Below are 12416 nucleotides of genomic sequence, written 5' to 3' on the forward strand. Positions count from 1 at the left end.
GGGTCAGCCTCAGCCGGGTCATGGCGCGGGCGTCGGCCAGCTCGTAGTCGGCGGCGGCGGTGGTGATGCGCCGGGCCGTCTCGGCCACCTCGGCACCGATCAGGGCGAGCTGGTGGCGGGCGGCCTCGGCGGCCAGGCCGGCGGCGTCGGAGGTGGCCCAGCGCGGAGTCGTGCCGGTCGCCGGCGTCTGGGCCGTCGCGGAAGTGATGCGGGACGCCGTGCCGGCGATGGCGGTGGCGTCGCGGCGCAGCTCGTCGGTGTCGACTTCGAGATCGGGATGCATCGGCAGCTCCAGGCGGTGCGAAGGGCGGTGCGAAGGCATGCGCCGACGTTAGGGCCCGCAAGGGCCGCGTGGGCGGCCCTGTGGACAACCGTCCCGATCACGCAGCGGAGTTGTCCACAGGGCTTGAGCACGGCCGACCCGCGCGGTAGAAGGGAGCCTGCCGTTAGGGTTGGCACGTGATCGTGGCTGTCGGCATCGACGTGGTTCTGGTGGAGCGCTTCGCGCGCGCCCTCGAGAGGACGCCGCTGCTGGGGGTCCGGCTGTTCACCGAGGACGAGCGCATGACCGGGTCGGGCAGCCCGCGCTCCGCCGAGTCGCTCGCGGCGCGCTTCGCGGCCAAGGAGGCGGTGGCCAAGGCGCTCGGCGCCCCCGCCGGGCTGCGCTGGCACGACTGCGAGATCGTCGCCGATCCGGACGGCCGTCCCTGGTTGACGGTTTCCGGTACGGTCGCCGCGGCCGCCACCGAGCGCGGCATCAACCGGTGGCACCTCTCCCTGTCCCACGACGGGGGGATCGCCTCGGCGATGGTCGTCGCGGAGTCCTGACCAGCGCCGATGCGAAAATGTCGTACCCACGGCATAGAACCGTCGGCAACACCCGAGGGCTGGAGGACGAGTTGCGGCAGGCATGGCGGGTCGCCGATGTGCGGGCGGCCGAGAAGGCGCTGATGGCCACGCTGCCCGAGGGCACGCTCATGCAGCGGGCGGCCGCCGGGCTTGCGCGCCGCTGTGTGCTGCTGCTGGAGGACAGCGGCGGCGTCTACGGCGCGAGCGTGCTGTTGCTCGTCGGCAGCGGCGACAACGGCGGCGACACCCTCTACGCCGGCGCCGCCCTGGCCCGGCGCGGCGCGCAGGTGCGTGCCCTGCTGCTGCGCCCCGAGCGCGTCCACCTCGCGGGCCTGGCCGCGCTCCGCGCGGCCGGCGGCTTCACCGTTCGTGACCTGCCCGACCGGGCCGATCTGGTGCTCGACGGCATCGTCGGCATCGGCACCAGCGGCGGGCTGCGCCCTCCCGCCACGGTCATCGTCGAGACGCTGCGTGACCTGAGGGGCCGCACCGGCCTGCGAGCTCCGATCGTCGCCGTCGACGTGCCCAGCGGCGTGGCGGTCGACACGGGCGATGTGCCTGGCGAGGCGGTGGAAGCCGACGTCACCGTCACGTTCGGCTGCTACAAGCCCGCCCACTTCGTCGGCCCGGCGGCGCCGCGCTGCGGACAGGTCGAGCTGGTCGACATCGGGCTCGGGCCGGTCCTGCGCGCCGATCCGGCCCTGCGGGTGCCCGACGCCGAGGACATCGCGGGGTGGTGGCCACAGCCCGGCCCCGCGTCCGACAAATACAGCCGCGGCGTCGTCGGCGTGGCCACCGGCTCGGCGACCTATCCCGGCGCGGCGATCCTGTCGACGGCCGGCGCGCTCGCCGGCCCGGCCGGCATGATCCGATACGCGGGCAGCGGCCACCAGGAGGTCGTCCGCGCCCACCCGTCGGTGGTGGCCGTGCCCAGGGTCAACGACGCCGGCCGGGTGCAGGCCTGGGTGTGCGGCTCCGGCCTGGGCACCGACGACGAGGCGCGCACGACGTTGCGCACCGTCCTGGCGAGCCCGGTGCCGGTGGTGCTCGACGCCGACGCGCTGACCCTGCTCGTGGACGGCCGGCATGCCGAGGACCTGCGCCGCAACGCGCCCTTGGTGATCACTCCGCACGACGGCGAGTTCAAGCGCCTGGCCGGCGAGGCGCCCGGCGCCGACCGGATGGGCAGCGCCCTGCGGCTCGCCTCGTGGATGAACGCGGTGGTGCTGCTCAAGGGCGACCGGACGATCGTGGCCACCCCGGCCGGCGAAGTCTGGGTCAACCCCACCGGCACGTCGGTGCTCGCCACGGCGGGCAGCGGCGACGTGCTGGCCGGCTTGCTCGGCTCCCTGCTGGCCGGCGGCCTGGCGCCGGAGCGCGCCGCGGTCGCCGCGGCCTACGCCCACGGCCTGGCCGGTCGCAGGGCCGCGCTCGGCGGCCCGGTGACCGCGCCGGACGTGGCCGCCGCGCTTCGCCCGGTCATCGCGGAGCTGCTGCCAAGTCCACTTCCGGGGTGACTCGGTCGCGGCTCGAGGCCGGTCATGGTGGAGTCGCCGCCGGAGCCGGCGTGACGGCAGAGGCTGGCGGAACGGAAATCGTCATACCGAATAAGTAGGCTGGGAATCATGTGGCAGGCCGAGGTCCGGGTCGATCTGGACGCAATCCGGGACAATGTCGCGTTGCTGCGCGGCCGCACCACCGCCGAGGTCATGGCGGTCGTCAAGGCCGACGGCTATGGGCACGGCATGGTGCCGGCCGCCCGCGCGGCGCTCGCCGGTGGGGCGACGTGGCTCGGTGTCGTCACGCTCGACGAGGCCCTGACGCTGCGCCGGGCCGGCATCGAGGTGCCGGTGCTGTCGTGGCTCCACTCGCCCGGCATGCCGCTGCACGAGGGCGTGGCGGCCGACATCGATCTCAGCGCGGGCAGCCTCGAGATCCTCGGCGAGATCGTGGCGGCGGCGCGGCGGGCGGAGCGGACCGCCCGCGTACACCTGAAGATCGACACCGGTCTGGCGAGGGGCGGGGCGACACCGGCCGAGTGGCCGGCGGTTCTCGAGGCGGCGGCCAAGGCGCAGGCCGACGGCGACATCGACGTGGTCGGCGTGTGGAGCCATTTCGTCTACGCGGACGCGCCCGGCCACGAGACGATCGACGACCAGCTCGCCGTCTTCGCCGAGGGACTGGCCACCGCCGAGCGGTTCGGCATCACCCCGCGGTACAGGCACATCGCCAACTCGGCCGCCACGCTGACGCGCCCCGACGCCCACTACGACCTGGTGCGGCCCGGCATCGCCGTCTACGGGCTGTCGCCGGTCGCCGGCGAGACCTTCGGGCTGCGGCCGGCGATGACCGCGCAGGCGCGGGTGGCGCAGACCAAGCGGGTTCCCGCCGGTCAGGGCGTGTCCTACGGGCACACGTACCACACGCAGCGCGAGACCACGCTGGCGCTGGTGCCGCTGGGATACGCCGACGGGGTGCCGCGGCATGCCTCCAACTCGGGACCGGTGCAGCTCGGCGGCAAGCGGCGGACGATCGCGGGCCGCGTCTGCATGGACCAGATCGTGCTCGACGTCGGCGATGACCCGGTGGAGTCCGGCGAGGTGGCGACGCTGTTCGGGCCGGGCGACGACGGCGAGCCGACCGCCGACGACTGGGCCGAGGTGGTCGGCACCATCAACTACGAGATCGTGACGCGGTTCGGCAGCGCGCGCGTCCCGCGCCTCTACGACGGCACGGCCGGCACGCGCGACGCGACGCCCTCGGTGCCGTCCGACGGCGCGACAGGTGGGGCGACCTCGGCGCGTGGGACGGCTGGGGCGGCCTCGGCAGGTGGGCCGGCCTCGGCAGGTGGGCCGGCCTCGGCAGGTGGGCCGGCCTCGGCAGGTGGGGCGGCCTCCGCGGGTGGAGCGGCCTCACCGGATCGGGCGGCCTCGGCGGGTGGGACGGCCGGGGTGACGGCGACCGGCGAAGGGGCGTCCGCATGAGTCCGGCGCGCGGGTCGCGGCGGGCCAAGCAGGTCGGCATCGCGGGTGCGGCGGTCGGTGTGGTGGCGGCGGGGCTCGCTACCGCGTTCGCCGTCGAGCGGGTGCTGGTGCGCCGTTCGGTCAACGCGCCCGGTGATCCCTATGTGGACGAGCCCTTCGGCGACCAGCCGTTCGACCGCGAGCTGACCGTGACCGCCGCGGACGGCACCGATCTGCATGTCGAGATCGTCGAGCCACGCAAGCCGAGCGGGAAGCCGACGATCGTCTTCGTGCACGGCTTCGCGCTGGACATGGGCACCTTCTACTTCCAGCGCAAGGCGCTCACCGAGCGCGGCGATCAGCGCCTGGTCTTCTACGACCAGCCGGGGCACGGCAAGTCGAGCCGGCTCCAGTCCGGCGACTACGACATCGCGGCGCTGGGCAAGTCGCTCGCCGCGGTGCTCGACGCGACGGTCCCGGACGGGCACATCATCCTGGTCGGCCACTCCATGGGCGGCATGACCATCATGGCCTTCGCCGAGCAATACCCGGAGTGGTTCGGCGAGCGGGTCACCGGCGTCGTGCTGATGTCCACCTCGGCCGGCCTGATCGACAAGGCCAAGGTCGGCGTGCCGACGCTGGTCGCCCGGGCCAGCGCCCCGTTCTTCCCGCTCTGGGGCAAGGCGGCCCGCCTCGGCGGCAGCCGGATCGACCGGGCCCGGATGGTCTCGTCCGACCTGTCGTGGCTGCTCACCCGCCGGTACGGGTTCGGTGAGCCGAAGCCGAGCCCCTCCCTGGTCACGTTCGTGGAGAACATGAACTCCAAGACCTCGGTGGAGACGCTGACCAAATACCTGCACACGCTGTACTCGCACAACCGCTTCCCGGCGCTGTCCGCGCTGCGCGGCGTGCCGGTGCTGGTCATCGTCGGCACAAAGGACTACCTGACGCCGGTGACCCACTCCGAGGAGATCCTCAAATACCTGCCCGAGGCCGAGTTGGTGAAGGTCGAGAACAGCGGCCACGTGGTGATGCTGGAGAAGGCCGACGAGGTCAACACCGTGCTCCTGCCGTTCCTGGAGAAGATCTCGTGATCAAGCTGCCGACGGTCGAGGACACGCACGAGTTCGGGCGCAGGCTCGCGGGCATCCTGCGCGGGGGCGACCTGGTGCTGCTCACCGGGCCGCTCGGGGCCGGCAAGACCGCCCTGGTGCAGGGCATCGGGGCCGGGCTCGGGGTGACCGACGCGATCACGTCGCCGACGTTCGTGATCGCCCGGGTGCATCGCGGGCGGACGCCGCTTTTGCACGCGGACGCGTACCGGCTGGGTGACAGCCCGGATCCGCGGGCCGAGATCGACGACCTTGACCTGGACGCCTCGGCCGACGACGCGGTGACCGTCGTCGAGTGGGGGGCCGGCATGGTCGAGCAGTTGAACGACGAATACCTGCAAGTGCGGATCGACCGGCTGGACGACGACACGCGGGTGATCGAGCTGATCCCGCACGGCGGCGACTGGGTGACCCGGCTCGAGGACCTGCCCGGCACGGGCGACTGACGAAGGGGAGAACGTGAATCTGGCGGAACTGCTGCCGGCCGAGTGGCGAGCCGAGCTGGCCGGCTTCCTCGACGAGAAGGAGACGGCGACGCTCGGTGAGTTCGTGGCGGCGGAGTACGCGGCGCACACGATCTATCCGCCGATCGAGGACCTGTTCGCGGCGTACCGGCTGTGCCCGCCGGAGCAGACCCGGGTGCTGATCCTCGGCCAGGACCCGTACCACGGCGCCGGGCAGGCGCACGGGCTGAGCTTCAGCGTGCGCGAGGGCGTGCGGATCCCGCCCTCGCTGCGCAACGTCTTCAAGGAGCTGGCCGAGGACGTCGGCATCGCGCCGCCCACCTCCGGCGATCTGACCGGCTGGGCGCGGCAGGGCGTCCTGCTGCTCAACGCGGTGCTCACGGTGCGCGCGGGTGCGGCGGCGTCGCACGGCGGCAAGGGCTGGGAGGCGTTCACCGACGCGACGATCAAGGCGCTGAACGCGCGGGACGAGCGGGTCGTGTTCCTGCTCTGGGGCGGGTACGCGCGCAAGAAGGCCGCGCTGATCACCAACCCGGTGCACGCGGTGCTCGAGGCGGGCCACCCCAGCCCGCTCAACCCGAAGGGGTTCCGCGGCGCCCGCCCGTTCAGCGCGGCGAACAAGGCCCTGGCCGACGGCGGCCGCCCGCTGATCGACTGGGACCCGCGGGCCGAACCGGTGGCCGGCTGACGAAGCTTCGTGATCGGTGGCCGGCTGACCATGCCGTAGGGGTGGGAAGCCGGCTAACTATGCCGTAGGGGTGGGAAGCCGGCTAACCAAAGGATGGTGCGAGCGGCGCAACCCCGGCGCGTTAGGGTCGGGGACGTGCTCGTACTGGCTCTGGACACCGCGACCCCCGCGTCGACGGCCGCCCTGGTGGAGGTCACCGCCGACCGCCTCACCGGGGTCGCCGAGCGGCGCACCGTCGACCCCCGTGCGCACGGCGAGAAACTCGCGCCGGAGATCGCCGCCACGCTCGCCGAGGCGGGGGCCCGGACGGGTGATCTCGGCGCGATCGTGGCGGGGCTGGGGCCGGGGCCGTTCACCGGCCTGCGCGTCGGCCTGGCCACCGCGGCGAGCATGGGGCAGGCGCTGGGCATCCCCACGTACGGCGTGTGCTCGCTCGACGGCATCGGCCGGGCGGCCGGGCCGGGGCGGGTGCTGGTCGCCACCGACGCGCGGCGGCGCGAGGTCTACTTCGCGACTTATGTGGACGGCGTGCGGGTCTTCGGGCCCGAGGTGGCCAAGCCGGCCGACGTCGCCGACGTGCTCGGGCAGGCGTACCGGAAAAGGACCAGCGAGGCGGCGGAGTCGGCCGCCCTCTCCGAGTCGGAGATCATCGAATCGGCCACGGCGATGGCCGGTGCCGACGCCGCCCGGCTCGCGGCCGTCCTCGCCCGCGCCGAGATGGAAGCCGTGATCGCCGAACCCGACGAGGGCAAGGACGACTGGGCCAAGACGTCCCGGACGGCCACGGTTTTCGATCGCGCGGCCGGCGAGGGCGCGCTCAAGTACGGGGACCTTTTCGGCGTACCGGTGGAAGAGCATCTCCTCTATCCGCCGGGGGCCGCCCTCGTGGCGCTGGCGGCCGGACGGATCCGGTCCGGTGCGCCGGGCGAGCAGCTGACACCGCTGTACCTCCGCCGGCCCGACGCCGTCGAACCGGGCGGCCGCAAGCCGGTGCTCACCTGATGCGGATCGAGCGTTTCCGCTGGTGGCACATTGCCGACGTGCTGCCGATCGAGCAGGACCTCTTCGGCGACGAGAAGTGGTCGGCGGCGATGTTCTGGAACGAGCTCGCCCAGCGTCACTTCTATCTGGTCGCCCTCGGTGACGAGGACGAGATCGTCGGCTACGCGGGACTGGCCGCCACGCCCGACGAGGCGTGGGTGCAGAACATCGCGGTGAAGCGCGACGGGCAGCGGCGCGGCACCGGGCGGGCGCTTCTCGAGGCGCTGCTCGCCGAGGCCGCCCGGCTCGGCATCAAGCAGACGCTGCTGGAGGTCGCGGTCGACAACGCGCCCGCACAGCGGCTCTACGCCACGTACGACTTCGAGCCCGTCGGCATCCGGCGCGGCTACTACCAACCCAGCAACACGGACGCCCTGGTGATGATGCGCAATGCCTGACGAGCCCCTGGTCCTCGGCATCGAGACCTCCTGCGACGAGACCGGTGTCGGCATCGTGCGCGGGCACACCCTGCTCGCCGACGCGCTCGCGTCCAGTGTGGACCAGCACGCCCGCTTCGGCGGTGTCGTGCCCGAGGTCGCCAGCCGCGCCCACCTCGAAGCCCTCGTGCCGACCATGCAGCGCGCGCTCGACGAGGCGAAGGTCACCCTCGCCGACATCGACGCGATCGCGGTGACCAGCGGGCCGGGTCTCGCGGGCGCGCTGCTGGTCGGGGTCGCTGCAGCCAAGGGGTACGCGCTGGCGGCCGACAAGCCGATCTACGGCGTCAACCACCTCGCGGCGCACGTGGCCGTCGACACGCTCGAGCACGGCCCGCTGCCCGAGCCGGCCGTCGCCATGCTGGTCTCCGGCGGCCACTCCTCGCTGCTGCTCGTGGACGACCTCACGAACGGCGTCGAGCCGCTGGGCGCCACGATCGACGATGCCGCCGGTGAGGCGTTCGACAAGGTGGCGCGCCTGCTCGGACTGGGCTTCCCGGGCGGGCCGATCATCGACCGCACCGCCCGCGAGGGTGACGCCGCGTCGATCGCCTTCCCGCGCGGGCTGACCGCACCGAAGGACCTGGCGGCGCACCGGTTCGACTTCTCCTTCTCGGGGCTGAAGACGGCCGTGGCCCGCTGGGTCGAGACGCGTCAGCGCGACGGCGAGCCGGTGCCGGTCGCCGACGTCTCGGCCTCCTTCCAGGAGGCGGTCTGCGACGTGTTGACGGCCAAGGCGATCGACGCCTGTCTGACCCGGGGCGTACGGACGTTGGTGATCGGCGGCGGTGTCGCGGCGAACTCGCGGCTGCGGGTCCTCGCCGAGCAGCGCGCGGTGAAGCACGGCATCGAGGTCCGGGTGCCCCGGCCGCAGCTCTGCACCGACAACGGGGCCATGGTCGCGGCGCTCGGCTCGCGGCTGGTCGCCGCCGGCGTCGCGCCCAGCCGTCTCGATCTGCCCGCCGATTCGGCGATGCCATTGACCTCGGTCAGCGTGGCGGGGTAGGAAGCCAACATGATCGCGCGGATGTGGGAGATACGGGCCTCCAACAGCGGCTTCGACGAGCTGCTGTCGTGGGTCTGTGACGTGGCGGTGCCGCGCATCGAGGTGCTGCCGCAGCACGTGTCGAGCGACGTCTACTCGTCGACGGACAACCGGATCGTCGTCATCTCGAAGTGGCGGCACAGCCCCGAGAGCCTGCCCGCGCCGCCGTCGAAGCTGATCGCCCGGGCGCCGCACGTGTGGGACTTCACACCCGTCGACCGGTAGGAAAACGCGTCGCGAATTGTCGTACCCCCGCCGTAACGTCGGGGCCCTGATGCGACAACTTGTTGATGCCGATCCCGGCAATCCCGACGGCCGGTCAGCCGTCCGCTATCTGCGGTGGCTGGTCCGGCGCTCGTGGCGATCCGTGTACGGGGCCATCCTCATGGCCGTGCTCTGGATGCTCTGCCAGGCCGTCGTTCCCGCCGTGGTGGGCAAGGCGATCGACGCCGCCACCGACCGCGACCGCAGGGGCCTGCTGATCTGGTCGCTGGCGCTGCTCGCCGCGGGCCTGGGCCAGGCGTTCTTCGGCGTGGTGCGCCACCGGCTGGCCGTGGTCAACTTCCTCGCGGCGATGTTCCGCACGGTCCAGGTCACCGTCCGCCAGGCCGGGCGGCTCGGCTCGGCGCTGCCCCGGCGGCTCGACACCGGCGAGGTCGTCGCGATCGGCACCTCCGACATCCGCCAGATCGGCTCCGCGATCGACATCACCGCCCGCGGCACGGGCTCGCTCATCGCCGTCGTCGCGGTGACGGTCATCCTGCTCACCACGTCGGTGCCGCTCGGCCTCGTGGTGGTGCTCGGCGTGCCGCTGCTCATGGCGATCGTCGGGCTGCTGATCCGCCCGCTGCACCGGCTCCAGCAGGCCTCACGCGATCAGCAGGGGCTGCTCACCGGCCGCGCCGCCGACCTCGTGGGCGGGCTGCGGGTGCTGCGCGGCATCGGCGGCGAGTCGGTCATGGGCGAGCGATATCGCGCCGAGTCGCAGCGGCTGCGCGCCGCCGGCGTGCGCACGGCCCAGGTCGAGTCGCTGCTCGAGGCGGCCCAGGTGCTGCTGCCCGGCATCTTCCTCGTGCTGGTCACCTGGCTCGGCGCGCGCTTCGCGCTCGGCGGGCACATCACCGTGGGCCAGCTGGTCTCCTTCTACGCGTACGCGGCGTTCCTGGTCACGCCGTTGCGGCAGCTCACCGAGGCGATCGACAAGCTGACCCGTGGGCACGTCTCGGCGCGCCGCGTCGTCGCGATGCTGAGCGCCGAGACCGACCTGCCCGATCCCGCGGAGCCGCTGCCCGCGAGCCGGCTCACCGGCGAGCTCGCCGACCCGCGGTCCGGCGTGGTCGTCCGGCCTGGCGAGGTCACCGCGATCGTCGCGGCGGTTCCCGCCGAGGCCGCCGCCATCGCCGACCGCCTCGGCAGATACGCGGAGGGCGGCACCGTCGGTGGCCTTCCGCTGTCGTCGTTCCCGCTGGCCACCGTCCGCGAGCGGATCCTGGTCGGCGACAACGACGCGCGGCTGTTCACCGGCCCGCTGCGGTCCGATCTCGCCCCGCACGACGACGGCCGCCTTCCCTCGGCGCTGCACGCGGCCGCCGCGACCGACATCGTCGAGGCCCTGCCCGACGGGCTGGAGAGCGAGGTCGCCGAGCGCGGCCGGTCCTTCTCCGGCGGTCAGCAGCAGCGGCTGCGGCTGGTCCGCGCGCTGGTCGCCGACCCCGACACGCTCGTGCTGGTCGAGCCGACCAGCGCGGTCGACGCGCACACCGAGGCGCGCATCGCCGACCGGCTCGTCCGGGAGAGATCCGGCCGCACGACGGTGATCTGCACGTCGAGCCCGCTGGTGCTCAATCGCACCGACCGAGTGCTGTATGTGGAGGAGGGCCGCGTGGTCGCCACGGGCACCCATCGCGGGCTGCTGGAGACCGAGCCCGGCTATGCCCGGACGGTCCTGCGAGAGGACGCGGCGTGAGCAACCTGTTGCCGGTGGCCGGCACGGCCCAGGTGCGGCGCTATGCCCGCGACCTGTTCCGGCGCTACCCCCGGGCCCTCAGCGTCGCGGTCGGCCTGCACGTGCTCGGCGCGCTCGCCGGGCTGGTCGGCCCGCGGCTGCTCGGCGACCTGGTCGAGGCGATCCGGCACGGCGAGGGCGTCGGCGTGGTCGACCGGCTCGCCGCGCTGATCGCCGGATTCGTTGTGCTGCAAGCGATCCTGGTCCGCTTCGCCCATCTGGCCTCGGCGCGGCTCGGCGAGCGAGTGCTCGCCCGGTTGCGCGAGGAGTTCGTCGACCGGGTGCTCGCGCTGCCGCTCTCCACAGTGGAGCGGGCGGGCTCCGGCGACCTGCTCACCCGGACGACCCGGGACGTCGACGCCCTGTCGAGGTGTGTGCGCCTGGCCGTGCCCGAGACCATGATCGCGCTGATCACGGTGGTGCTCGTGGTGGGCGCGCTCGTCGTGGTCACCCCGGTGATGGCACTGGCGCTGCTGGTCGCGGTGCCGATCCTGGTGGTCGGCACGAGGTGGTACCTGCGCCGGGCCCCGGCCGGATACCTCAGGCAGAACGCGGTCTACTCGACGGTGACCGACGGCCTCGCCGAGACGGTGGAGGGCGCCCGCACGGTCGACGCGCTACGCCGGCAGCGGCAGCGGATCGACCGGTCCGACGCCGACCTGCGCCGCAGCTGGGTGGCCGAGCGCTACACGCTGTTCCTGCGCACGGTGTGGTTCCCGGTGGTCGAGGGCGCCTATGTGCTGCCGGTGGTGGCGTCGCTGGTGCTGGGAGGCTGGCTCTACCTGCGCGGCTCGATCTCGCTGGGGCAGCTGACCGCCGCGGTGATCTACGCGCAGATGCTGATCGACCCGCTCGACCGGCTGCTGAGCTGGCTCGACGAGTTGCAGATCGGCGGGGCGTCGCTGGCCCGCCTGCTCGGCATCGCCACCGAGGAGCCACGTGCCGGCGAGACCGCGCGGGCGCCGGAGCCGGACGGCACCCGCATCGAGGTCCGCGACGTCCGCTTCTCCTATGTGGCCGGACGCGAGGTGCTGCACGGCATCGATCTCACGCTCGCGCCGGGGGAGCGGCTCGCGATCGTGGGGCCGTCCGGCGCCGGCAAGTCGACGCTCGGGCGGCTGCTCGCGGGCGTGCACGAGCCGACCAGCGGGACGATCACCGTGGGCGGCGTGCCGCTGGGGGAGCTGCCGCTCGACAAGCTGCGCACCGAGGTCGCGCTGGTCAGCCAGGAGCATCACGTCTTCATCGGAACGGTCCACGACAACGTCGCGATGGTGCGGCCGGGCGCTGCCGAGGACGAGGTGCGGGCGGCGCTGGCGGCGGTGCACGCGCTGCAGTGGGCGGAGGCCCTGCCGGAGGGGCTCGAGACGGTGGTCGGCGCCGGCGGGCACGCGCTGACCGCCGCGCAGGCACAGCAGCTCGCGCTGGCCCGGCTGGTGCTCGCCGATCCGCACACGCTGGTGCTCGACGAGGCCACGTCGCTGCTCGACCCGCGGGCGGCCCGAGACCTCGAACGCTCGCTCGCGGCGGTGCTCCACGGCCGCACGGTCGTGGCGATCGCGCACCGGCTCTTCTCGGCCCACGACGCCGACCGCGTCGCCGTGGTCGAGGACGGCCGCATCACCGAGCTCGGCTCCCACGACGAGCTGGTCGCCGCGAACGGCCCCTACGCGGCCCTCTGGCGCTCCTGGCACGGCGAACGAGCCCCCGACCCCGCCGACGAGTCGGAGGCGGCAACCGCCATCCGCTGACGACCCGCGCCGCACCCGCCCACACCGCCCGCGCCGCACCCGCCCGCGCGTTTTACGCGCT

Annotated in this window: 12 protein-coding genes and 1 pseudogene; 12 read left to right on the plus strand and 1 reads right to left on the minus strand. The window is 73.4% G+C overall.

The genetic code is table 11. The features are described 5' to 3' along the window. On the minus strand, positions 1-322 hold a 322-nt coding region (locus tag Ade02nite_RS13535; RefSeq protein ID WP_203761959.1), incomplete at its 3' end, for a hypothetical protein. A gap of 137 nt (positions 323-459) precedes the next feature. Between Ade02nite_RS13535 and Ade02nite_RS13540 the strand changes: the two genes are divergently transcribed. From Ade02nite_RS13540 to Ade02nite_RS13595, 12 genes and pseudogenes are all read left to right on the plus strand, one after another. Continuing rightward, the gene (locus Ade02nite_RS13540; RefSeq protein WP_203761960.1) at positions 460-828 is read left to right on the plus strand and encodes a holo-ACP synthase; all 369 of its coding nucleotides are present in this window, start codon (positions 460-462) and stop codon (positions 826-828) included. 71 nt (positions 829-899) lie between these two features. Then, on the plus strand, positions 900-2366 hold the full coding sequence (locus Ade02nite_RS13545) for an NAD(P)H-hydrate dehydratase (protein ID WP_203761969.1): 1467 nt from the start codon (positions 900-902) through the stop codon (positions 2364-2366). A 108-nt stretch (positions 2367-2474) separates the two neighbouring features. Beyond that, positions 2475-3581 (plus strand): annotated as a pseudogene (gene alr, locus Ade02nite_RS13550) (alanine racemase); the annotation flags it as partial. A gap of 248 nt (positions 3582-3829) precedes the next feature. Further along, on the plus strand, positions 3830-4906 hold the full coding sequence (locus Ade02nite_RS13555; protein ID WP_203761961.1) for an alpha/beta fold hydrolase: 1077 nt from the start codon (positions 3830-3832) through the stop codon (positions 4904-4906). Next, positions 4906-5370, plus strand: coding sequence for a tRNA (adenosine(37)-N6)-threonylcarbamoyltransferase complex ATPase subunit type 1 TsaE (gene tsaE / locus Ade02nite_RS13560; RefSeq protein ID WP_203761970.1), 465 nt, complete (start codon positions 4906-4908; stop codon positions 5368-5370). The genes Ade02nite_RS13555 and tsaE overlap by 1 nt, the downstream gene beginning before the upstream one ends. A gap of 13 nt (positions 5371-5383) precedes the next feature. Next, positions 5384-6076 (plus strand): uracil-DNA glycosylase, encoded by a 693-nt coding sequence (gene ung / locus Ade02nite_RS13565; RefSeq protein WP_203761962.1) that lies wholly within the window; start codon positions 5384-5386, stop codon positions 6074-6076. A 135-nt stretch (positions 6077-6211) separates the two neighbouring features. Then, entirely contained in the window at positions 6212-7078 is an 867-nt protein-coding gene (gene tsaB / locus Ade02nite_RS13570) for a tRNA (adenosine(37)-N6)-threonylcarbamoyltransferase complex dimerization subunit type 1 TsaB (RefSeq protein ID WP_203761963.1), read from the plus strand. Then, positions 7078-7515, plus strand: coding sequence for a ribosomal protein S18-alanine N-acetyltransferase (gene rimI, locus Ade02nite_RS13575; RefSeq protein ID WP_203761964.1), 438 nt, complete (start codon positions 7078-7080; stop codon positions 7513-7515). The genes tsaB and rimI overlap by 1 nt, the downstream gene beginning before the upstream one ends. Next, positions 7508-8560: a tRNA (adenosine(37)-N6)-threonylcarbamoyltransferase complex transferase subunit TsaD gene (tsaD, locus tag Ade02nite_RS13580; RefSeq protein ID WP_203761965.1), complete on the plus strand. Its 1053-nt coding sequence runs from the start codon at positions 7508-7510 to the stop codon at positions 8558-8560. The genes rimI and tsaD overlap by 8 nt, the downstream gene beginning before the upstream one ends. A 9-nt stretch (positions 8561-8569) precedes the next feature. Beyond that, positions 8570-8824, plus strand: a complete 255-nt coding sequence (locus Ade02nite_RS13585; RefSeq protein WP_203761966.1) for a hypothetical protein — start codon at positions 8570-8572, stop codon at positions 8822-8824. Positions 8825-8873: 49 nt separating this feature from the next. Further along, entirely contained in the window at positions 8874-10565 is a 1692-nt protein-coding gene (locus Ade02nite_RS13590; protein ID WP_203761967.1) for an ABC transporter ATP-binding protein, read from the plus strand. Then, positions 10562-12355: an ABC transporter ATP-binding protein gene (locus Ade02nite_RS13595; protein ID WP_203761968.1), complete on the plus strand. Its 1794-nt coding sequence runs from the start codon at positions 10562-10564 to the stop codon at positions 12353-12355. The genes Ade02nite_RS13590 and Ade02nite_RS13595 overlap by 4 nt, the downstream gene beginning before the upstream one ends. Positions 12356-12416 lie beyond the last annotated feature (61 nt).

The organism is Paractinoplanes deccanensis (assembly GCF_016862115.1).
GTDB lineage: Bacteria > Actinomycetota > Actinomycetes > Mycobacteriales > Micromonosporaceae > Actinoplanes > Actinoplanes deccanensis.

Excerpts from the sequence above, each read along its gene's own strand:
- tsaD (WP_203761965.1), top strand. The coding sequence starts at position 7,508 with ATGCCTGACGAGCCCCTGGTCCTCGGCATCGAGACCTCCTGCGACGAG.
- Ade02nite_RS13555 (WP_203761961.1), top strand. The coding sequence starts at position 3,830 with ATGAGTCCGGCGCGCGGGTCGCGGCGGGCCAAGCAGGTCGGCATCGCG.
- rimI (WP_203761964.1), top strand. The coding sequence starts at position 7,078 with ATGCGGATCGAGCGTTTCCGCTGGTGGCACATTGCCGACGTGCTGCCG.
- Ade02nite_RS13585 (WP_203761966.1), top strand. The coding sequence starts at position 8,570 with ATGATCGCGCGGATGTGGGAGATACGGGCCTCCAACAGCGGCTTCGAC.
- Ade02nite_RS13590 (WP_203761967.1), top strand. The coding sequence starts at position 8,874 with ATGCGACAACTTGTTGATGCCGATCCCGGCAATCCCGACGGCCGGTCA.